The 21,427-nt window shown below is 62.6% G+C and carries 22 protein-coding genes and 1 pseudogene; 10 read left to right on the top strand and 13 right to left on the bottom strand.

The annotated features are described in order from the left end of the window. Positions 1-145 precede the first annotated feature (145 nt). The 6 genes from E2N92_RS05405 to E2N92_RS05385 form a co-directional block, all read right to left on the bottom strand. Positions 146-289, bottom strand: coding sequence for a hypothetical protein (locus E2N92_RS05405; RefSeq protein WP_220682668.1), 144 nt, complete (start codon positions 287-289; stop codon positions 146-148). A gap of 257 nt (positions 290-546) precedes the next feature. Then, positions 547-789, bottom strand: coding sequence for a HepT-like ribonuclease domain-containing protein (locus E2N92_RS05400; RefSeq protein ID WP_220682667.1), 243 nt, complete (start codon positions 787-789; stop codon positions 547-549). Further along, positions 770-898, bottom strand: a complete 129-nt coding sequence (locus E2N92_RS13700) for a hypothetical protein (protein WP_281425799.1) — start codon at positions 896-898, stop codon at positions 770-772. Before E2N92_RS13700 ends, E2N92_RS05400 begins: the two co-directional genes overlap by 20 nt. After that, positions 885-1,196: a nucleotidyltransferase family protein gene (locus E2N92_RS05395; RefSeq protein ID WP_220682666.1), complete on the bottom strand. Its 312-nt coding sequence runs from the start codon at positions 1,194-1,196 to the stop codon at positions 885-887. The genes E2N92_RS13700 and E2N92_RS05395 overlap by 14 nt, the downstream gene beginning before the upstream one ends. A gap of 145 nt (positions 1,197-1,341) precedes the next feature. Continuing rightward, a complete protein-coding gene (locus E2N92_RS05390) occupies positions 1,342-2,382 on the bottom strand; it encodes a DUF3089 domain-containing protein (RefSeq protein ID WP_220682665.1) in 1,041 nt (346 codons plus the stop codon). After that, the gene (locus E2N92_RS05385; protein ID WP_220682664.1) at positions 2,379-3,410 is read right to left on the bottom strand and encodes a DUF3089 domain-containing protein; all 1,032 of its coding nucleotides are present in this window, start codon (positions 3,408-3,410) and stop codon (positions 2,379-2,381) included. Before E2N92_RS05385 ends, E2N92_RS05390 begins: the two co-directional genes overlap by 4 nt. Before the next feature lie 336 nt (positions 3,411-3,746). On the opposite strand from E2N92_RS05385, the gene E2N92_RS05380 reads away from it, so the two are divergent. After that, positions 3,747-4,421, top strand: a complete 675-nt coding sequence (locus tag E2N92_RS05380) for a phosphoribosyltransferase (RefSeq protein ID WP_220682663.1) — start codon at positions 3,747-3,749, stop codon at positions 4,419-4,421. Here E2N92_RS05380 and E2N92_RS05375 read toward each other — a convergent pair. Then, positions 4,354-5,253: an alpha/beta fold hydrolase gene (locus E2N92_RS05375; RefSeq protein WP_220682662.1), complete on the bottom strand. Its 900-nt coding sequence runs from the start codon at positions 5,251-5,253 to the stop codon at positions 4,354-4,356. The two genes, E2N92_RS05380 and E2N92_RS05375, sit on opposite strands and share 68 nt — an antisense overlap. Positions 5,254-5,633: 380 nt before the next feature. Between E2N92_RS05375 and dnaK the strand changes: the two genes are divergently transcribed. The 6 genes from dnaK to ruvB all read left to right on the top strand — a co-directional run bounded on the left by dnaK (position 5,634) and on the right by ruvB (position 12,609). Beyond that, complete coding sequence (dnaK, locus tag E2N92_RS05370) at positions 5,634-7,451, top strand: molecular chaperone DnaK (RefSeq protein WP_220682661.1); 1,818 nt, start codon at positions 5,634-5,636, stop codon at positions 7,449-7,451. 73 nt (positions 7,452-7,524) lie between these two features. Beyond that, positions 7,525-8,748: an MFS transporter gene (locus E2N92_RS05365; RefSeq protein ID WP_220682660.1), complete on the top strand. Its 1,224-nt coding sequence runs from the start codon at positions 7,525-7,527 to the stop codon at positions 8,746-8,748. Between the two features lie 99 nt (positions 8,749-8,847). Then, on the top strand, positions 8,848-10,506 hold the full coding sequence (locus E2N92_RS05360; protein WP_220682659.1) for a DUF6398 domain-containing protein: 1,659 nt from the start codon (positions 8,848-8,850) through the stop codon (positions 10,504-10,506). 39 nt (positions 10,507-10,545) lie between these two features. After that, positions 10,546-11,016 (top strand): crossover junction endodeoxyribonuclease RuvC, encoded by a 471-nt coding sequence (gene ruvC, locus E2N92_RS05355; RefSeq protein WP_220682953.1) that lies wholly within the window; start codon positions 10,546-10,548, stop codon positions 11,014-11,016. A 1-nt stretch (position 11,017) separates the two neighbouring features. After that, positions 11,018-11,626, top strand: coding sequence for a Holliday junction branch migration protein RuvA (ruvA, locus tag E2N92_RS05350; RefSeq protein WP_220682658.1), 609 nt, complete (start codon positions 11,018-11,020; stop codon positions 11,624-11,626). Beyond that, entirely contained in the window at positions 11,623-12,609 is a 987-nt protein-coding gene (ruvB, locus tag E2N92_RS05345; RefSeq protein ID WP_220682657.1) for a Holliday junction branch migration DNA helicase RuvB, read from the top strand. The genes ruvA and ruvB overlap by 4 nt, the downstream gene beginning before the upstream one ends. A gap of 1,455 nt (positions 12,610-14,064) precedes the next feature. Here ruvB and E2N92_RS05340 read toward each other — a convergent pair. From E2N92_RS05340 to E2N92_RS13785, 3 genes and pseudogenes are all read right to left on the bottom strand, one after another. After that, positions 14,065-14,343 (bottom strand): peptidylprolyl isomerase, encoded by a 279-nt coding sequence (locus E2N92_RS05340; protein ID WP_281425798.1) that lies wholly within the window; start codon positions 14,341-14,343, stop codon positions 14,065-14,067. A gap of 55 nt (positions 14,344-14,398) precedes the next feature. Next, positions 14,399-14,599, bottom strand: a complete 201-nt coding sequence (locus E2N92_RS13565) for a hypothetical protein (RefSeq protein ID WP_246589328.1) — start codon at positions 14,597-14,599, stop codon at positions 14,399-14,401. A 6-nt stretch (positions 14,600-14,605) separates the two neighbouring features. After that, a pseudogene (locus E2N92_RS13785) lies at positions 14,606-14,881 on the bottom strand (response regulator); the annotation flags it as partial. A 297-nt stretch (positions 14,882-15,178) separates the two neighbouring features. Here E2N92_RS13785 and E2N92_RS05330 point away from each other — a divergent pair. After that, positions 15,179-15,820 carry a protease inhibitor I42 family protein gene (locus tag E2N92_RS05330; RefSeq protein WP_246589325.1) on the top strand — a complete coding sequence of 214 codons (642 nt, stop codon included), beginning with the start codon at positions 15,179-15,181 and terminating at the stop codon, positions 15,818-15,820. Positions 15,821-15,899: 79 nt separating this feature from the next. Continuing rightward, complete coding sequence (locus tag E2N92_RS05325) at positions 15,900-16,457, top strand: flavodoxin family protein (protein ID WP_220682654.1); 558 nt, start codon at positions 15,900-15,902, stop codon at positions 16,455-16,457. Here E2N92_RS05325 and E2N92_RS05320 read toward each other — a convergent pair. Genes E2N92_RS05320 through kamA form a run of 3 tightly spaced genes read right to left on the bottom strand, consistent with a single transcriptional unit; the run spans position 16,449 to position 19,530 of the window. Beyond that, positions 16,449-17,198 carry a hypothetical protein gene (locus E2N92_RS05320; RefSeq protein WP_220682653.1) on the bottom strand — a complete coding sequence of 250 codons (750 nt, stop codon included), beginning with the start codon at positions 17,196-17,198 and terminating at the stop codon, positions 16,449-16,451. The two genes, E2N92_RS05325 and E2N92_RS05320, sit on opposite strands and share 9 nt — an antisense overlap. Continuing rightward, positions 17,199-18,224, bottom strand: a complete 1,026-nt coding sequence (gene ablB / locus E2N92_RS05315) for a putative beta-lysine N-acetyltransferase (RefSeq protein ID WP_220682652.1) — start codon at positions 18,222-18,224, stop codon at positions 17,199-17,201. Further along, on the bottom strand, positions 18,217-19,530 hold the full coding sequence (kamA, locus tag E2N92_RS05310) for a lysine 2,3-aminomutase (protein ID WP_220682651.1): 1,314 nt from the start codon (positions 19,528-19,530) through the stop codon (positions 18,217-18,219). The genes ablB and kamA overlap by 8 nt, the downstream gene beginning before the upstream one ends. 174 nt (positions 19,531-19,704) lie before the next feature. Here kamA and E2N92_RS05305 point away from each other — a divergent pair, with 174 nt between their 5' ends. Next, the gene (locus E2N92_RS05305) at positions 19,705-20,823 is read left to right on the top strand and encodes a TIGR04084 family radical SAM/SPASM domain-containing protein (RefSeq protein ID WP_220682650.1); all 1,119 of its coding nucleotides are present in this window, start codon (positions 19,705-19,707) and stop codon (positions 20,821-20,823) included. Positions 20,824-21,427: the final 604 nt, after the last annotated feature.

The raw sequence follows: 21,427 nt of genomic DNA, 5'->3' as shown, positions 1-21,427 counted from the left end.
ATATTTGAAAAATTCAAATGTATATACGCATTCCGCTCTTTTTCCCGGTTTGTATGTATGAGAACAGAGGAAAATTCCCTGTCTCTCACGAATGCCCCTCCCTTAACCCCCCAGAAAGTCGGAGAGTACAGGGGCAACCCCCTCCTCACCCTTCCCCGAAGACCGGGAGGTGCACGCCCGTTCGGTCGTCGGGCGCCCTCTCTGTCGCCATCCAGACGAAATCCACGACGACCGCCTCCACGACGAGGTAGACAGCCGCACGCTCCCGGAGACATCCCGGCCGCGACATGGAGGTGGAGGGCCGGTGCCGTCATCACCGGGGTAGACAGTGCCGGTGCCGACGCTCTCCCGGCCGCCGGTGACCCTCTCCACATGGGGGACGGGCGGGAAGACCGGCCTCAGCGCCCCGAGCACCCGGACCACGTCGCAAGCGGTCCCCTTCTCCCCGACAAAGCGGTTGAGTCCTTTGAGGAAGCCCCCCCTTTGTCGATCCGCAGGGAGAAGATCGGGCCTGAGGGGGGATGAAGGCGTTCCTCGCGGGACGGTTCAGGACGATCCTTCGTCCAGCATCATCTTCACCTGCTTTCGGAGAGGAGGCAGGTACTTTTCGACGATACCCCACACGACCTCGTCCGAGACCGTGGCATACCCGTGGATGAGCCGGTTCCTGAACGATATGATGCGGGAAGCGTCGGGGATCTCATCTTTCAGAGCGGGATATCTTTTGACCGCCTGGTTCAGCGCTTCCCCGATGATCTCGAACTGGCGCTCAACTGCGGAGCGGAGCATCGGGTCGTTCCGATAAATCGTCGAAGGTTTTCCCGTCAACAAATGCCGTGATCAGGTCTGCGGCCGCGGCCACGTCGTAGAGGTACTTCCTGATCTCATGGGGCGGCATACAGAGGGACCCTGGACTCTTCCACTGCTTTTCTGAAATAGGGATTTTTGATGGGCGCCATCTCCACCACGTCGACGGGACGGGCGAAGAGTGCTTCGAGGTCGCGGGCGAGGTCGAGATAGGCGTCGGCGTGTTCGGCCAGCGCCATGGCCTCGAACTCGACGACAAAATCGAGGTCGCTCGTACCGGGGTCGAACCCCTCCCCGGCCGCCGACCCGAAGAGTTCGAGCGTTTTGACGCGGTGCGTCCTGCAGATCTCTGTTATCTCCGGTATTTTTTCTGCGACGATCCGGTGCATCCTCTCTCCCTCCTGGCTATTGATTGAGTGATACGCGTGAGATGATATGGCTTTTCCTCTCCACCCTCTCCGGGGAGCGCCGGACCGGAACAATCCGGCAAAAAAAGTCTCGGACCCAGACCTTCGGGCCGGGGTCGTCGAAAGACTATCCTGTACTGAAATAGGACCGAATGCGGTCTTTCACATTCTCTCTTAAGTTCTCGTAAAAGATCGCGTAGTCGTACATATGGTACACCCCCGGCGGGAAGGTGACACTCGTCGCCGGCAACTCTTCGGGATGGGAGACGTCCGTGACCACCAGCGCATTGCCCTTCACCTGTGCCGCCGCGAAGTGCGGGTGCCTGACCGGGTGCTCGGGATCCTCGTGCCTGAAGAATGCCGCGCCGAGATTGGCGGACGCGGGTGCGAAGGCGGTGTCGGTCCTCCAGGTCAGCGGGTTCACCACGAACGTTCCGGGGATCACCGTCGGGGCCTCAGTCTCCTTCCCTTCCTCGTCCGAGACGGTGTTGTAGGTGATGAAACATCCTGTCTCCGTCGCACTCGTGCCGACCTTTATCAGCGGATTTTTCTCCAGGTCGGCCGGCGTGATCGAATACCCGATGACATACGCCGCCACGAGTTTTTCCAGCGCGGCGGGATCGCCGGTGAGCAGTTCTCCGTCCTTCGAGAGTTCGACGACCCTGACCGAACCCTGGCTGTGCGCCGCCAGAATGATCGGCCTCTCCCCTTTATTGAAGTGCTCCATGAAATACGCAAAGGCCGCGACGATATCGCGCTGTCCCAGATCGAAGATCGGCCGTGCATCAGTCAGCATCAGCGGGTTGATCTTCACGTTGTTCTGCCGGTAATAGGGTGCGTAAATATTCGCCTGCCCGTCGAATATGCTCGCCTGCTCGACGATGGTCCATTCAGCCTTCTCCCGCAGGCGGGGATCGCGTATGTCCATCAGATAGGTCGACTCGTCCGAAAGAACGGTCGGGTAGACCCAGAAGACATCCACCGGCTGGTTTTCCGTGGTGAAGTGGGCAGGCAGGGAGAGCCAGCTCTCCGGGTCCGCGTAGTCGGGGGCGTCAGGCACGTCCCTCCCCGGATCGAAGGGGGGCAGGGTGACCGGCACCCCGAGCTCTTTTCCGCGCAGATCCTCCAGGGACGAAGTCCTTTCGTCCGTACGTCCGGTCTGCGTCATGTCTTCTTCTCGAACGCATCGATCCTATCGCCGACATTCTGCTCCAGGTTCCGGTACCAGAACGCGTAGTCGTAGCGGTGGTACACGCCCTCTGAATATGGACCGATATCCAGATCCTCGCCCGCCGGGATCGTCGTCGTGAGCGCCCCGGTCCCGGGATCGATCCGTGCGTCGCAGTAGTGTTCCACCTCGCGGAGGAACGCGCCGGTCGAGTCGTTGTAGAAGCGTGCGCCCAGGTTCTCCGAGGCGGGCGCATAGGTATCGTCGGTCGTCCAGGTGAGCGGGTTGATGCAATGTGCGCCGGGCATCAGCATCGGACCGCCCGCGGAGGTCGGCGACTGCGTGTTGTAGGTGACCACGACGCCGGTGTCGTTCGCGCCCTCCGCCGCCGTCAGTCCCGCCGCTTCGAGGTCGGCGTCGGTGACGGTGTAGCCGATGAGGTATGCCGCGACCAGACGGTTCCGGAGATCGTCGTCGTCGCCGAAACGGTTCTTGATCAGTTCGATCAATGCCATCGTCCCCTGACTGTGGCCTGCGATGATGAACGGACGACCGTCGTTGAGGTTGGCGATATAATAGTCGAAGGCCTCCTGCACGTCGGCCGCACCCCGTTTGAATTCTTTCGTGTCGGTCGCAAGCGAACCCTCGTCCATCTTCACCTGCGTCGACATCTGCCGGTAGTACGGAGCGAAGACGTTGGCGTGCGGTTCGTACACGCTTGCCTGCGCCGTGAAAATTCCCTGCGCCAGCGCCCGTTCCTCGTCGCCGGTCACATCCATGAACCCGGTGGCATTGCTGCTGACCGTCGGGTACACATAAAAGACGTCCACCGCTTTCTCTGCGGACGGCAGCGAGAGCCAGTAATACGAATCGGCGTAGTTCGGGTCCTGACCAGGACCGACCACGTCCGCCGGAGGCGAATCATCTGCCGGAGGAGACGGTTCTCCGCCTGTACAACCGCTGGTAAAAATGAAACAAACTCCCATCAGTACGATGAGAGGAATCAAAGAGTGAGTGATCTTTGTCATCGTAAAATCTCCTGATTGATTCGATGTACGGTTCTGAAGCAGTTTTTCAGGGTTCTCCGTGCAGGGAGCCGTACAATAGTAGCATCCACGGTGCCATAAAAAATAAATTTTCCGTGCGCTCGATTTAAAATTAATATTGTATTAAACATTCTTTCGAAGATATCATAATTTCCTGTCTCATTTTATCTTCTCACGAGGCTCTTCACTCCCGGATGTGAATCCGGTGCCGGCCATACCTCCGCCTTCCCGCCCCAATCACCCCACCACGATGAAGATCGGTAGGGCGGCGCCACGCCTGCCTCCGGTTTTATATCCCCCGCGGTCCTCTGGTGGACAATGATCCCCGAATCATTCACCTGCGACCTGGTGGGATGGGACCGATCGGTCGTTCTCTCCCGTGCCCTCGCGGCGAAGGTGAAGGCCGCCGGCTACCGCCCCGACCTCGTGATCGCCATCGGCCGCGGCGGGTATGTCCCGGCCAGGATCGTCTGCGACCGTCTCCTGATCGACACCCTGACCAGCATCAAGATCGAGCACTGGGGGGTTGCGGCGAGAAAGAAGAAGGAAGCGGTGGTCCGCTACCCGCTCGCGACCGATGTCGGAGACCTTTCGGTGCTCATCGTCGACGACATCACCGACACCGGCGAGACCCTCCAGCGTGCGGTCTGGTACGTGGAGGAGTTCGGGCCGCGGGAGGTGAGGACCGGCGTGCTCCAGCACAAGCACACCTCATCCTTCGATCCCGACTATTATGCCGAGTATCTTGCCGGATGGCGGTGGGTGGTCTATCCCTGGGCGCTCCACGAGGACCTGACCGGCTTCACCGAGAAGGTGCTCCTGGAAGAGCCCCTCACCACGACGGAGATCAGGGCGGCGCTCGCCAACCGGTATGAGATCAGGGCCGGCGAGGATGAGGTCGCGGAGGCCCTCGCCGACCTGCTGGTCATGGGGAAGGCGGTGGAGGAGGACGGGTCGCGCTTTCGCCGGGGGTATGAGTGGGACGAGGCGTGAGTTCGAGCGAGGTGAGAAACAGCCTGATCGCCGCGGCGCAGAGGTCCGGGGCCTGGAAGAAGAGGTCGTGCCCCGCCCCGCGGACCTGGACGAGCCAGCACCCCGGTATCCCGGCCGCCACCCGGAACGCATCCTCCGGCGGGCTGAGTTCGTCGTCGGTCCCGACGAGGACCAGCGTGTCCGCCCTGATCCGGTCCAGGCGTCCGACGCTTCCCGGCCACGAGAGGATCGCCTGCCGCTGCCCGCGTATCGATGCGGGATCGAAGAGGCCGGAGGTGTGCAGAAACTCCAGGTTCTTCCTGAGGTACGCGGCCAGTTCCGGGTGACGGGCCGCGTACGCCGCCCCGTACAGTCTCCTGAGGGTGAGGTCGACCGGGGCGGTGTCCTCCGCGATCTCGCCGAGGAATGCCGTGAGGGCGGCGTGCCGACGGGGTTCGATCGCAGGGAGGGTCGAGACGAGGACGAGTCCGTCCACCCGCTCGGGGTAGCGGATCGCGAGTTCCTGCGCGACGAACGATCCCATCGAGTGGCCGCAGAGATGCACCCGCGCGATCCCGAGGGCGTCGAGGAAGGCGCGGGTGTCTTCCGCGAAGAGTTCGATGGAGAAAGGCCTCCCGTCGGCACCCGTCTCCCCCATGCCGCGGTTGTCGAAGACGATCACCCTGAAGCCCGCGGCGAGGGCCGTGATGATCCGGGGATCCCAGTCGGCCATCCTTCCCGTGTATCCCGTGATCATGAGCAGGGGTGCGCCGCTCCCGTACTCCCGGTAGCCGATCCTGATCCCGTTCGCCGTCACGTACCCGACGTCGGGCAGTTCATTTTTCTCGTTCATGGGTGCAGGTACGTGAATATCTCCCCCCGGGTCTTATGGTTTTGCCCGGCGGGGGGCCGCCCCCTTGCCGGGCATGATACGGCCGTTTCGGCCTCCGTTTTGCGATCGGTCCGGTCAATCCGGGCTCATTTCGGGCGTGTTTTGAGATGCCCGAAAACGGGGTCTGTTTCCCGGATGCTCTGAAATCCAGAGAGTAGAAACGCTCGCCGAGGGCCGATATGAGTGGGGGTGATAGGATCCTCCGGGCCCCTCTGCCACGCCGAACAGCGGCCGGGAGAATCGCGTGGAAATCGGCGCGATTCCGGGGGGAGATCCATCCACCAGCACCCTTATCTCCCCGCAGCGCCCGAAGACACCATTACCACAGGGGGGATGTGTCCATGTCAGACCAGAAGATCATCGGGATCGATCTCGGGACCTCGAACAGTCAGGCGGCGGTGATGATCGGCGGGAAACCGACGATCGTCCCGTCCGCGGAGGGGGCGACCTGGGCGGGGAAGATGTTCCCGTCGTACGTCGCCTTCACGAAAGAAGGACAGGTGCTCGTCGGTGAACCGGCCCGCCGGCAGGCGGTCACCAACCCGGAAGGAACGGTGATGGCGGCAAAGCGGAAGATGGGGACCGACCATCTCTACCGGATCCGCGGGACCGACTACACGCCCCAGCAGATCTCCGCCTTCCTCCTCAAAAAGATCAGACGGGACGCCGAAGCCTTCCTGGGCGAACCGGTGAGCAAGGCGGTGATCACCGTGCCCGCCTACTTCGACGACAACCAGCGGACGGCGACGAAGGACGCCGGGACCATCGCGGGCCTGGAGGTGGTGCGGCTCATCAACGAACCGACCGCCGCCTCGATGGCCTACGGCCTGGACAAAGGGGGCGAGCAGAAGATCCTGGTCTTCGACTTCGGCGGCGGCACCCTGGACGTCACGGTGATGGAGTTCGGGGAGGGGACGTTCCGGGTGCTCGCGACCGCGGGCGACACCCATCTCGGCGGCACCGACATGGACGACGCGGTCATCGACTGGATCGCCGACGAGTTCAAGAAGCAGGAGGGGATCGACCTGCGCGAAGACCGGATCGCCGTGCAGCGCCTGAGGGAGGCGGGGGAGCGGGCGAAGATCGAACTCTCGGCCGTCCTTGAGACCGAGATCAACCTCCCGTACATCACCGGCGGGGCGGCGGGGCCAAAGCACCTGGTGATGAAACTGACCCGCGCAAAACTCGAAGGCCTGGTCGGGCCCATCATCGAGCGGTGCGTCGCCCCCTTCGACCGGGCCCTCGCCGACGCAAACCTGACGACCGATGAGATCGGGAAGGTGATCCTGGTCGGCGGCCCGACCAGGATGCCGGTCGTCAGGCGGTTCGTCGAGGAGAAGACCGGACGACCCCCCGAGCACGGCGTCGACCCGATGGAGTGCGTCGCCGTCGGGGCGGCGGTCCAGGGGGCGATCCTGGCCGGCGAGATCACCGACATGGTCCTCCTCGACGTCACCCCGCTCACCCTCGGGATCGAGACCATCGGCCATGTCAGGACCGCCCTCATCCCGCGCAACACCACCGTCCCGACCAGGACGAGCCAGATCTTCACCACCGCCGCCGACCTCCAGACCGCAGTGACCGTCAACGTCCTCCAGGGCGAACGCCCGATGGCGCAGGACGACACGAGCCTTGGTCAGTTCAACCTCGTCGGCATCCCCCCGGCACCGCGGGGCGTCCCGCAGATCGAGGTCACCTTCGACATCGACGCCTCCGGGATCCTCAAGGTCTCGGCGCAGGACCGCGCCACCGGCAAAGAGCAGCAGATGACCATCACCGCCTCGACCAAACTCCCTGATGCCGAGGTGGACCGGATGGTGAAGGAGGCGGAGGAGTACGAGGCCGAGGACCAGAGACGACGGGACGAAGCGGAGGTGAGAAACGAGGCCGACGCCCTCGTCTACACCGCGGAGAAGACCCTCGCCGAACTGGGAGAGCGGATGGGTTCGGGGCCGAGGGTAAAGGTCGAGGGAGCCCTCGCCGACCTGAAGAGCGCCCTTGCCGGGAAGGAAATGGACGCGGTCAGGGCCGGCCTAGAGAGACTTCGGGCCGTCCTCCAGGAGGCCGGGAGGGTCATCTACCAGGAGGCGGCCGCAGCGCCGGGCCAGGGCGGGGGGACGGTCTACGACGCCGAGTACCGGATGAAGGACGCGAAGTAAGGAGGACGACCACCCTCTCCCCGATAGGTTCATCGCTCGCCGGTGTCCATCTTCCACTAACCAGGTGACCGGCATGGTGCAACCGACAAAACTCGGACGGGCAGGCCCGTCCCTCATCACCTATCTCTCGATCATCGGATTCTTCGCGATCTTCTCCACGACCATCTCGAAAAATCCCGTGCTCCCCCTCTTCTCCAGCGCCCTCGGCGCGGACGAGGCGATGATCGGCCTCATCGCCTTCGTCTCCCCCGCGGCCGGGATCCTCTTCTCCTTCCCGGTCGGGGTGATGGCCGACCGCATCGGCCCGCGGCGTCTTCTGATCGCCTCGGGGGCCGTCTTCCTCTCCGCCCCCCTCCTCTACCTCCTCGTCGTCGACCCCCTCTGGCTCATCCCGGTCAGGTTCTTCCACGGCCTCGCCACTGCCATCCTCGGCCCGGTCGCCGCGATGATGATCTACTCGGCCTACCCCGATGCGAAGGGGGAGAAGAGCGGCATCTACTCCTCGGCCACCCTCGTCGGGAGGACGATCGCCCCCCTCGTGGGCGGCATCCTCATCTCGGTCTTCGCGGCCTCGGCCGGGCTCATGAACTACCGCCTCGTCTACGTCGCCGCCTTCCTCGCCTCGCTCCCGGTCGTCCTGCTGATCTTCGGGATCAAGGAGGGCGGGAGGCCTGAGGGGAGCGATCGCCGCGTCACGCTCCGTGAGTTCGGCGAACGCCTTGCAGGCTTCGGGAAAAACCGGCTTCTCCTCTCCACCGCCCTCGTGGAGATGGCGACCTACTTCGCCTTCGGGATCTTCGAGACCTGGCTCCCGCTGTACCTCACCGGCGCCGGGGTGCAGGAGTACCTCATCGGCCTCCTCTTCGCCCTCCAGGTGCTGGCGATCGCCCTCTCCAAACCCTTCTTCGGGGCGCTCTCCGACCGCACCGGCCGGCGGATGCAGATCGTGCTCGGTCTCCTCGCGATCGCCGGCTGCATCGCCGCCATCCCCCTCACCGCTGCCGTGCCGGTGGTGATGGCGATCGGGATCCTCTTCGGCCTCGCCCTCTCCCTGGTCACCGTCTCGACCGGCGCCTATGTCGCCGACGTCGCCCGCACCCACGAACTCGGCGCCTCGGTCGGAGCGCTCGGTTCGATCATGGACATCGGCCACGCCTCCGGCCCCCTCGTCGCCGGCATCGTCATCGGGAGCGTCGGGTATGCGGCCGGGTTCGCCGTCCCGGCGGTCCTTGCCCTCGCCGTCGCCGCCCTCTTTGTCCTGGCCGGGAAGGCCGGGGGGGAGAGCGCGAACGGTTGAACGTCTGAATCCTGACGCTTCCCGGTGGACGCCCCCTCACTCTCCGGTTTCCGGGATAGACTCGCACCTATTATAGCAGACCGGGACATTTTTATGAGCATGAAATCCCGGCAGGCACGGGGCACCTGTCTTATCTGCAAGGGTGGCGTGACCCCGAGAGGCGTGTTAAGACACAGCACAACGTGTCTTCAGTCATCAGGATGGCCGGAAGGAGACAAACCTTCACTTCTCATCAAGGTCCGCGACCTGTACGACGGCACCTACTGGCTGCTGGTGCTCGCACGCCGCGACGCTCTCCTCGACGACCTCGACCGGTTGCTCCGCGACGTCTGGGTCGAGTGCTGCGGCCACCTCAGCGCCTTCACCATCGACGGCCGGGACTACGTCTCTGACGAGATGCTCGAAGGAGAGTCCATGGAAGTGCCGCTCTCAGGCCTGGTCGCGCCGGGCAGCACCTTCCTCTACCGATACGACTTCGGTACCACCACCGAACTTGCCCTCAAGGTGGTGGCCGAAACCCCGGTGGCGCCGCCGGACGGGCCGCTCTGTCTCGTCGCCAGGAACAACCGGCCGATCGTTCCCTGCGACCGCTGTGGACATGACGCGGAGTTCATGCTGGCCGAAAGCATGGACGAGGGGGGCCCGCACTCTTATTGCCGCAAGTGCCTGGCTTCGGCCGAAGCCGGGTTCGAGTGGGTGGAGCGTATCGCCAACTCACCGCGGGGCGGGATCTGCGGGTATGTCGAGGACCCGGTCACCGCGATCAGGTGGTATCCGCCGGGATGGGATGTGGCCGAACTTGTTCCCGGAGACCTGGAGGAGGCTCCGGACTCCGTCGCCCCGGACGAGGAGTCACGTGAGTATGCGGCAGAGGTCGGTGCCGCCGCGGATGCGGTCCTCCTGGACATCGGGGACGAAATCGACGCGTTCATCGGAGAGGAAGAGAAAGCACGCGGCGAAGAGTTCGCCTTCATGGCGGGGGAGAGCGTCACGACCTTCTGCACCTTCATGTACCTTTTTCACGGGGTTGAGATCAGGGAGTGGGACGCCCGGACCGTGCGCCGGTGCCTGCTTGAAGAGATGGTGCAGAACCCCGACTACCCCGAAGAGTGGCCGGAAAATTTCGTTCCCATCATATGCCGGTTCATTGCCCGGATGGAAGCCTCCGGCCGCATCACCAACGCCGCCGACCTCATCGTCGCACTCGAAGAGGCGGCACCTGAATTTATCAGTGCCGTGACCTCCCCGGAGAAGGGCGGTGACCAGATCCGTCGTATCCTCGAAAAAGCAAGGGACGGCGGTATCGATCCCAACGACACGGATGCGCTTCTGCATTTTATTTTCAACGAGTATCTGGAGATGGCCGGGGTGGACCCGGACGACACGGAACGCCGCGAAGAAATGACACGCCGGGCCGAGGAGGAGTTGTTCGACGACATCACCGACGACCTGCGAAAGAACATGTGCCTGATCAGGTGTGATGAGTTTTGCAGCCGTTTCGAGGACGACACCGTCCTCGATCGTTGTGTCTCGATCGTGCATGCCCTGCGCGACCATCCGGACGCACCGCTCTTGCGGGGAGACATGCTCCTCTGGAGTGCGGCGGTCGTGTATGCGGCCTGCCAGGACGCCCGCCTGATCAGGCCGGGACGGGGCGGCCCTCCGCTGGGCCGGGAGATCGGGTCGTTCTTCGGTTTTGAGGTCTCGTCGATCCGGAGCAAAGTGAAGGCGTTGCGAGGGTTCCTTCCCGCACAATAAACCGTATCAACCAGGAGCACGGAGTACTCCGTGCTGAGCATGATCGTGATCGGTATTGACCCCGGCGTGGCGAGGACGGGGTACGGCGTCCTCAGGAAGGGCGGGCGGTACCCCGTGCCGCTGGACTACGGTTGTATCGAGACTGCGGCCGACCACACGCAGGCCGAGCGTCTGCTGGAGATCTACGAGCGCGTCTCCGCACTCTTCGACGAGTACGAACCCGCATGGGTCGTCCTGGAAAAGCTCTTCTTCTCCAAAAACGTCACGACTGCCATGCGCGTCAGCGAGGCGCGGGGCATCCTCCTCCTCGCCGCAGAGCAGCGTAAGATCCCGATCGCCGAGTACACCCCCAACCAGATCAAACAGGCGGTCACCGGTTCGGGGCGTGCCGACAAACACCAGGTGCAGGAGATGATGCGGCGGCTGCTCAGGCTGCGGGAAGTGCCGCAGCCCGACGACACCGCCGACGGCCTTGCCGTCGCTCTCTGCCACATCAATATGGTACGATAAGATGATCGCACACCTTTCCGGAGAACTGGCATCCACCGGCGAGCGGTGGGTGGTGATCGACGTCGGCGGCGTCGGGTACCGCGTGCAGGTGACCGAACCCGCCCTGGCGAGTCTCAAGCAGACGCAGGAGACGCGAGGGCGCGTCATGCTTCACACGCACATGGCAGTCCGCGACGACGACATCCAGTTGTTCGGTTTTCTCTATCCCGGCGAACTCGAACTCTTCACGATCCTGATCGGGGTCAGCGGCATCGGGCCGCAGATCGCCATGAACATCCTCTCCAGGATCTCGTTCGAGGAGTTCGCCCTGGCCGTCCTCAACGACGACGAGAAGGTGCTCACCCGGATCCCCGGCATCGGCCCGAAGAGTGCGAAACGGCTTATCCTTGAACTGAAGGAGAAGATGAAGAAACATGCGGCGACGCTCTCCCTTGACCGGCGTCCCGCCGAGGTCTGCGACGCGGCGAGCGCCCTGGTGTCGCTCGGGTTTTCAGCGCACGAGGCGCAGGAGGCGATCGACGCCGTCCTGCCCGGTCTGGGTGACGCTCCGACGGTGCAGGCCCTGATCCGCGCCGCTCTGGCCTCTCTGCGGGGGCGTGGATCGGCATGACCGACCGCATTCCTTCGCCCGGCATGCTCCCCGGCGAGACCGACGAGGCGGCGATCAGGCCGGGGTCGCTGGACGAGTTCGTGGGGCAACCCCGGATCAAGGAGACGCTTGCCATCGCCATCGAGGCGGCAAAGAAACGGGGCGAGTCTCTCGACCATATCCTCTTCTCAGGGCCGCCGGGCCTTGGCAAGACGACACTTGCCGGGATCGTGGCGCGGGAGATGGGGGTCGGGATCAGGAGCACCTCGGGGCCGGTGCTGGACCGTCCCGGCGACCTTGCCGCCCAGTTGACAGCCCTTTCCAGCGGCGACGTCCTCTTCATCGACGAGATCCACCGTCTCAACCCGGTGGTCGAGGAGATCCTGTACCCGGCGATGGAGGACGCCTGCATCGACGTGATGATCGGCGAGGGGCCGGGGGCGCGGTCGGTGCCGCTCCCGCTCGAGGAGTTCACGCTGGTCGGTGCGACGACGAAGATCGGGTTGCTGGGCTCTCCGCTGAGGGACCGGTTCGGTCTGGTCTTCCGTCTCAACCTCTACGAGGTGGCCGACCTGGTGGGCATCGTGCAGCGGAGCGCTCTGATCATGCAGACCCCGATCACCCCGGACGGGGCACACGAGATTGCGAAGCGGAGTCGAGGAACACCCAGGATCGCAAACCGGCTGCTCAGGAGGGTGCGGGACTTTGCGGTGGTCAGGGGCGACGGCACCATCGACGGCGATACGGCCGACCGTGCACTGACGATGCTCGGCATCGACGGCCTTGGCCTGGACGACCTGGACCGCCGGATCCTCTCGGTGGTCGCCGACGATTTCGGCGGCGGGCCGGTGGGTGCGAGGACGATCGCCATCTCGATCGGCGAGGAGGTGCGGACGGTCGAGGAGGTCTACGAACCGTACCTGATCCGGATCGGGTTTCTCAAGCGGACTCCCCAGGGCCGGGAAACGACCGATGCCGCCCGGTGGCATATCGGGTTGATCTGAGGGACAGGTTCTGGAGGGCTCCGTCCGGTCGACGTGCCGCCTTCAATTGCAGAATGTTCACCGCCGTCTCGTGCCGGGGGGCGGTGCCTCCGAACCCCCCACGGATGGAAGATAGCAGGGGGGCGGTGATGAAACGGGATCCACACCGATTCTCCTGTCTTATAACAGAGTGATCAAGCAACGGAAAATTTTCATCCCGTATGCTTGAGGCGTGCTTTCGCTTCTGTAGAATCGGGCATGAACCTTGGGCTCAAGCATACGGGATGAAAATTTTCTGAGCTGCGCTACGGCGTGTGGGCGGGATCCCAATCCTCGCGACAGGATCTTTGGAAGATCTGGTTTCATCGCCGCCCCCGGCTATCCTCGTCGTGGGGGTCCGGGGGCAGAGCCCCCGGCGCGAGATTGCGGGAAAGATTTGACGATTAGGGGCGGCCGATCCATCAGAGGAATTTTCTATCCGCTGCGTATCGGCTTCAACGGGATATGGCAAGTTCAAACGCTCATGAAAACCTGAAGAGAGGATCGTCAGGATCATTTTCATGGTAAACCATCCTCTTTTCATCATCGCAACCCCCCTGTGACCTTCATCCATCGCCTTCCCTCATGCTCAACACCGGGGGGTCTCCCCCCGGACCCCCGGGATTGCGATAGGGTTGGGAAGGTGGAGAAATGATCACAGAGAGGGGGGTGCAGTCCACCCCCCTATCGTGATGCGGGGGGACCGGGGGGCGGCCAGCCCCCCGGCGCGAAGATGTGGGAAGGCGTGGTGGAATGATCAGACCGGCCGCCCTCAATTGTAAAATTTTCCCTGCCGTCTCGCGCCGGGGGCCGTGCCCCCGGAACCCCCACGGATGAAGATAGCCGGGGGGCGGCAATAGAGGGAGATCTCCACCGATTCTTTCGTCTTGAAATGAGACCATACATGACAAGAAATTTTCATCCCGTATGCTTGAGCCTGAGGCTCATGAAAAATTCTACAGAGCCAGTAACGGGAAATTTTCGTCTCGTATACTTGAGTCCAGGGTTCATGCAAAATTACCATGAAAATGATCCTAATGATCGGCTCTCCACGTTTGGATGATGGCCGGCCTTCTTCAGAATCTCTCAAGGGCGATACATAAAGAAAAAACACCCCTTCTGAATGATTCTGTCCTCTGCCTTCCCCGCCCAATCGCAATCCCGGGGGTTCCGGGGGCAGCGCCCCCGGCACAAGGGTGGATGAAGGCACGTCGATCTGATGTGCCGCCCTCAGTTGCAACATCTTCCCCGTTATCTCACACCTGGGGATTGCACCCCCCGGACCCCCCACGACGAAGATCGGTTGGGGCGGCGATGGAACGAAGTCTCCACCAGTTCTCCTGTCTTGAAAAGAGAGAGAGCACGTGACAAGAAATTTTCATCCCGTATGCTTGAGCCCAGGGCTCATGCCCGATTCTACAAAGCGAAAAAAAGAGATTATTTCTTGCCGTTGATCCTGATGACGTGCCAGCCGAACTGGGTCTTCACCGGGCCGACGACCTCGCCTTCCTTCCCGGCAAAAGCGGCCTTCTCGAAGGGTGCGACCATCTGCCCCTTCCCGAACCATCCGAGTTTTCCCCCGTCCCGTCCGGACGGGCAGATGGAGTGTTTCCGTGCCAGGGCCTCGAAGTCCTCCCCTGACCTGACCCGCTCGATCAGTTCGTGCGCCTCTGCCATGCTCCCGACCAGGATGTGGGATGCGTTGCACTGTACCACGGAGAAAGATGGGACGTCAGGAGATATGAATTGCATGAGTCGCGGGTGAAAAGGCTCAGGATACTTTGGCCCCCCCCTTGACGATCGCACGAACATCCCGACCGCCGTCACCGGTTCCGACTCCCGGATACCTGCCGGTCGTGCTCCTCTCCGCGGCCTGTCTGACGGCCTCTGCAAGTTCACTGAAAAAGACCGGGCCGTTTCCGTCTTTCTGGATCACCCGGAGTGCTCCGGCGGCGAGGGCGGCTTCATGCACTTCTTTCCGTGCGTCTCCGGTCATCAGGATGCAAGGAATGTCATAACCGTCTTCCCGAATCTTTCTGAGAAACTGGACGCCGTTCATGCCGGGCATATCAAAGTCAGAGATACAGACATCGAAATATTCTGTTTCAAGGGTGTAAAGGGCATCTATAGCAGAGAAGTCAAGGGAGACGGTGGCGTTGACGGTGCTTTCAAGAAAAATCCTGATAATCTCGAGAAGCCCGGGGTCATCGTCTACCGCGAGGACACGGATCTCAACAGGGGGGTATGGGGGCATGATTTGGTAATGATGTATCCTGGTATTAATATATTTCTATCGCTGCAGGATCCATGTGAGAATATATTCCGCCGCACCGGAGTTTCCGGCTGAATATCTCTCATTTATCGGTGAAGACATTCCTGAAATTGAATGTATTGAATATGCAGATTATATTTATATTTGATCTCATTTTGAATGGATATCTGCCTATTCCTTCCTCTCGGTATCTTAGAATCTCTTGAGGGCGAAATCATAAGTCTGAAATTCTTCGAAGTCAAGGAATCGTTTATTTCAGATGCCGCTAAGGTGTTAGGTATGAAAGCAAAGGTCCTTGCTGGAGCCGTCCTCCTGGTCCTTGCCGCCTGTTTGATCGGTGCAGGATGCACCTCGGCAGACCAGCAGGAGACTCCCCAGACAACGCCTGTCCCCGAGACCACACCCGAAACACCGGCCCCGGCCGAGAACGAGACCGTCGGAATGCCGAACCCCGCCGCCGTCTGGTGCGAGGAGATGGGCTACGGGTATGAGATCAGGAAGGACGCCGACGGGAGCGAGTACGGCGTCTGCATCTTCGAGAACGGTACCGAGATGGACGCATGGGAGGCATACCGCGCCGCCATGACCACGCCCGCTTTCGTCTTCAACGAGACCGCCGACACCACCTCCGTCGAGGTGGCCGCCGGCAGCATCGTGCAGGTCGACCTGAGAGAAAACCCGACGACCGGGTACGAGTGGAACGCCACCATCTCCGACGGCCTGAACCTCATCAACGACACCTACACCGTCGACTCCCATCCTGAGGGCATGGTCGGTGTCGGCGGAACCCGCACCTGGCTCCTGGAGACCGCCGGTGAGGGCGAGCAGACCTTCTCCGCGATCTACAAGCGCCCGTGGGAGAACACCACCGGGACCGAGGAGAACTTCACCCTCGTCCTCAACGTCGTCCCCCGCGCCTGAAGGGCGCCGCACCCTTCCGCTCTTTTTTCGCGTCTCATTGATATAGGAGGAGAGGCATGCCTCTCCCGGGAGAAGAATCATGAAAGTCACTGCGTTTGTCGGGAGCCCGCGGCCCGGCGGGAACACCGAGGTGCTCGTCAGGGAGGCCCTTCAGGGTGCGGAGGATGCCGGGGCCGGGACGACCATGGTCTACCTGAACGATGCGACCTACCTGGACTGCCAGGGCTGCGGCTTCTGCAATGACAACGAAGAGTGCAAGCTCCAGGACGACATGGTCGGGCTGTACCACATGATCGAGGAGGCCGACGGGATCATCCTGGGCTCGCCGGTCTACTTCGGGATGGTGAGCGGGATCACCAAGAGCTTCATCGACCGGTGGTACGCCTTTATGGGTCCGGGGTTCACCTCAAGGCTCAGGCCCGGCAAGAAGGCGGCGATCATCCTGGCGCAGGGCGACCCGAACCCCGACGTCTACGGCCCCATGGCCACCCATCTCGCCGTCACCATGGAATTTTTCGGGATCGAGGTGGCGGCGCCCCTCGTCGGTGCGGGACTCTTCGATATCGGCGACGCCGCAAAGGACAAAGAACTGATGCAACGGGCATACGAAGTGGGGAGGCGCCTCGTCTCAGGCTGAGGTCTCTTCCCCCTCACACCTGGTCAGGTAGGTCTCGGCCTCGGAGAGGAACCGCTCGGTGCCGGTATAGAACTCGCGGGCCAGGAGGAAGATCCTGGCGGCGTCCCCGACCGCAGAGTGAGGACGGATGGAGGGGAGGTACCGGTCGGGAACTGCATACGCGAATCGGTTCGACCGTATTGCACCTTTATCAGTCCCAAACCCGATGATGCATGCGGAACGGTCGAGAGAAAGGAAATCCTTCATCTGCAGGGCGGCCCTGATATCGCGCTGGAGGTCGGTGCACCGGTACGGGGCGAGGTCGAACCCGGCCCGGTCAAGGGCCTGGCACTCCATGTTCTTGGCAAAGAACGCGAATCTTTCCACCTCCTCCTGGAGACAGAGCCGTTCCATAAACTCCCCGAGGTCTCTGAAGGACGCCGTCACGGTTCTGCGAGCCGCCCGCCACCCCTCGCGGTCGAGGCGGTGGCCCGGGTCGTACGCGAGGTCGGAACGTCTCTTCCCCGGATTCACCACATGGGTCACCACCCCGGTCTTGCGGCCGAGGGCGTCGGTCGTGTTGAGCCAGACCTCGACCTCGATATCGTACCTCGAGGTAAACCCGGCAAAGTCCGCCCGGTCGGTCATGGGGTCGTAGATGACCGCTCCGACCTCGATGGGCATGACCAGGGCGCGGTGCGTCCCGTACACATGCCCGAATTCCATGTCGACGCAGGCGACCCGGCCGCTCTTCTGGTTCATCTAATCGAGGGGTTCGAAGGCACTTTTGGGGGCGTTGCATCGGGGACAGACCCAGTTCTCAGGCAGGTCGTCGAAGGGAGTGTTGGGGGAGACTCCCTGCGTCTGGTCCCCGCTCCTCGGGTTGTAGACGTAGCCACACTTCGTGCACCTGTACATCTGCATGCATCCCTCAATGGCGGTGCCCTCATATATGCCTTCTGTGGAGGGATCCAACCGCCGGTACCAGAGGTGCATCGACTCGCACCGCCCGCAGATCTGGGTGTTGTTGATCATCGTGCCGCCGTACCGGTACCCCGCCCCGGCGAAGAGGCGGTTGACCGGTTCCCACGCCGCCCGCGCGATGGTGTAGGCGACGAGCATCCCGGCCCGTCGCATCTCCGTCTCCATCAGGTGCAGGAGGTGCGCCGAGAGCCCGAGACCCCGGCACGACGGACTGACCGCGAGGTCGGTCATCTCCACGTTCTTGCCCGCCGGGTCCGTCTCGGCCGAGGAGGCCCCGACCACCTCATCGTCCCGCTCGACGACGAAGAACCTGACATTCCCCCTCATTGCCGATCTGATATAGGCCGGGTCGTCGATCGGGAAGGGATAGGTCGCAAAGGTCTGTGCATAGAGGGCGGCCAGACGTTCGGCGTCCGCTTCATCCGCCTCCCTCAGCGTATACCCCGGCGGGAGAGGGCGAGGGCGGCGTATCACGGTCTTCGTGGGAGGGACGGGTGGGAAGGGGACCATATTCCTGGCCCTCGCCGGGTCGAGGAAATAGCCGAGATAGTAGCCGTCTTCCACGCCCCTGAAGAGCCCGGGCACGCGTGCCTCAACGTGGTATCCCGCCTTGAGAAACCTCTCCAGGGCACCCGCATGGACGCGGCAGAAGACTTTGGTGTAGCCGTGCTCCCGTGCGAGGTCCAGGAGGCGGCCAGGCATCATCGCGGTGTCGGCAGGATCGAGTTTGAGCAGGTAGACGCGGTTGTTGGCCGGACCGTGCTGGACCCGTGATCTCCCGACAGTCACCACTCTATCAGGCATCGATGCGCCGCTCCATCCGTTCGGTGTTCTCCGGGACCAGCGACGAGGTCTCGTCGAGGTCGGAGAGGATCTTTGCGATCCCGACCGGCCCCGGTTCTTCGGCATTCTCTTCCTTGAGCTGGAGGGTGCACTCCGCGCAGTTCCCGTCGCAGTAGACCGGACAGTAGTTTTTCGGTTCTTGATAGGTGGTGATCACCCCCTCGTAGTTGCGCAGCACCACTTTGTTATCGGCCCAAGAGAGGACATACGTCGGCATCAGGGGGATCTTGCCCCCGCCGCCCGGTGCGTCGACGACGTAGGTGGGGACCGCAAACCCGCTCGTGTGCCCGACCAGGTTCTCGACGATCTCGATCCCCCTGGCGACCGAGGTCCTGAAATGGGAGAGCCCTTCGGAGAGGTCGCACTGGTAGAGGTAGTAGGGACGGACCCGGTTCCTGACCAGTTTGTGCGCAAGGGTCCGCTGTAGCCGCGGGCAGTCGTTGACGTTGGCGAGGAGGACGGTCTGGTTGCCGAGGGGAATGCCGGCGTCGGCAAGTATGCTGAGCGCCGCCTCAGAGGACGAGGTGATCTCTTTGGGGTGGTTGAAGTGGGTGTTGATCCAGAGGGGATGGTGGGTGCCGAGCATGCGGGCGAGGTCGGCGGTGATCCGGTACGGGAGGACGACCGGCACGCGGGTGCCGATCCGCACCACCTCCACGTGCTCGATGGCGTCGAGTTCGGTGAGGATCCGGTCGAGGGTCTCGTCGGGGAGCATGAGCGGGTCGCCGCCCGAGAGGAGGACGTCGCGCACCCGCGGGTGTTCTCTGATGTAGGCAAGGCCGGCCTCGATCTCCTCGTCGGCCGGGACCGAGTCGATGTCGCCGACCTTTCGTTTTCTCGTGCAGTGGCGGCAGTACATCGCGCAGAGGTTTGAGACCAGGAAGAGCACCCGGTCAGGGTACCGGTGGGTGATGCAGGGCGCCGTCATATCGGCGTCCTCGGCCAGCGGGTCTTCGAGGTCGTAGTCCTCCACCTCGAGTTCCCGGACCGACGGGAAACATTGCATGAAGACGGGATCGTTCCTGAAGTCCTCAGGGTCGATGAGAGAGAGGTAATAGGGAGTGACGCAGAGCGGAAACCGCTCGACGGTCCGTTCCAGTTCGGCCCGTTCTTCGGGCGGGAAGGTGATCCCGAGGGCCCGCTCGAAGGTCTCGATCGATCTGACCGAGTGGCCGACCTGCCACCGCCAATCTTTCCACCTGGCAACGGCCGTATCGGCATCGATCCGCATGGCGATCTCATGTGCTGTCGTCGTGTCGGTGTTCATCTGAATACTCCGACCTGAAGATGGATGGCATATTATACATATAATGGTTGGAATATTTATTTATAGAACGTTTTTTCGTAAATGGTGATTTTAAAATATTTATCTGGCGTTGCGGGGCTGTGGAGGTGGGGCGGAGAGATTTATCGGGAACCGCTGCAAACCTGTTGGGCGCAGATGTATTACCACCTCATCCTCACCGACGCCTGCAACCTCTGCTGCTCGTACTGTCGGGCCAAGGACTTCGAGGAGAGCGACCCCTTCGGGGAAGGGGTGACCTTCGACGAGGACGTCCCGCCTGAACTCTCCTTCGACCTCAACCATCTCTACCGGTTCCTCGCAGAAGATCCCGAGGCGGTGCTCACCTTCTATGGGGGGGAACCGCTGATGCGCCTCGACCTGGTCAGAGAGGTGATGGACCATGCCCCGGTCGGTCGGTTCATGCTCCAGACCAACGCGATGCTCCTCGACCGCCTGGAACCGGAGTACAGAAATCGTTTCTCGACGATTCTCGTCTCCATCGACGGCCCCGAACCTCTCACCGACGCCCACCGCGGGAGAGGGGTCTACCGGCGGGTGACGGAGAATGTGCGTGTCCTCCTCGACGGCGGCTACACCGGCGAACTCATCGCCAGGATGACGGTCACCGAGGAGACCGATATCGAGGAGGCGGTCCTCCACCTCGCAGAGAACTCCGACCATTCGTTCTCCTCCGTCCACTGGCAGATCGACGCCAATTTCTGGGGCGATTACTCGAAGCGAGACTTCGGCCGCTGGGCTGCGTCGTCGTACAACCCCGGCATCCGCCGCCTGGCCGCCCGCTGGGTGGCGAGGATGAGAGAAGACGGGACGGTCCCGAAGTGGTACCCCTTCCTCGGCGTGACCGCGGACCTCCTCCTTGGGCGGGAGAGCGGGCTCCGGTGCGGATGCGGGTATGCGAACTACGCCGTCATGACCGACGGGACGATCATCCCGTGTCCCTGCATGGTCGGGATGAAGGAGTGGTACCTCGGGCATGTGGCTGAGACCAGGCCGCAGGATCTCCGCCGGGTTCCGGTCGGCGGTGCCTGCACCACCTGCGATCTTGCCGGTTTCTGCGGCGGGCGGTGCCTGTACTCCAACGTCCTCAACCCCTGGCCCGCGGAGGGGCGGCGACTGGTCTGCGGGACGGTCCGAAATCTCCGCGACGCTGTCGTCTCGGTTCTCCCCGAGGTCAGGGCGCTGATCCGGGGAGGGGTGGTGACGCTCGACGACTTCGCGTTCGAGCGGTACAACGGGTGCGAGATCATCCCGTGACCGGAGCGGGGGGAATCGTTCCTGGAAGAAGTGCTGGGGAACCGGGCATGCGTCGAGGGCCCGCCTCAAGCATACCTGATGAAGCAGATTGCGGCTCTGGAGAGATCTTCCTGACGGTTCTCTTCGACGGGGGGCTGACCGCCCCCCGGAACCCCCACGCGAAGAGCGGCGTGCTCCCGCTGATAAACGAACGGCTCTTTCCCGTTCGGGTTCTATCTCCGGGGTCATGAAGTCAGAACGGCGTGGTGATCAGAATGTGCCGTTCCTCATTCGTGGATCTTTTCTGGTATTTCGCGAGAAGATAGGACTGGGAACGGCATCACATGTGATCCCGTCGAGTGATGATCGTCCCTCCTCCGTCTCGCTCCAATCTTTGGGGTCATGAAGTCAGAACGGCGTGATGATCAGAATGTGCCGTCCCCTCGTCACAGGATCTTTTCCACCTATCCTCTCCGGCGGTGTCCGGGGGTGCAACGGTGCCAGGTGAGGATCGCAAGGCCGGTCACAACCTCTCCGGCGGTGTCCGGGGGTGCAACCCCTGGCGCGAGATCCCGGGACAAATTCTACGATGGGGGCGGCACGCTCGATCATCACGCCTTCCCTC

Origin of the sequence: Methanofollis formosanus (assembly GCF_019633745.1) — an archaeon.
In the GTDB taxonomy this organism is placed as follows: domain Archaea; phylum Halobacteriota; class Methanomicrobia; order Methanomicrobiales; family Methanofollaceae; genus Methanofollis; species Methanofollis formosanus.
The sequence above is the reverse complement of the archived record's forward strand: the minus strand, read 5'-3'. Positions and strand labels throughout refer to the sequence as shown.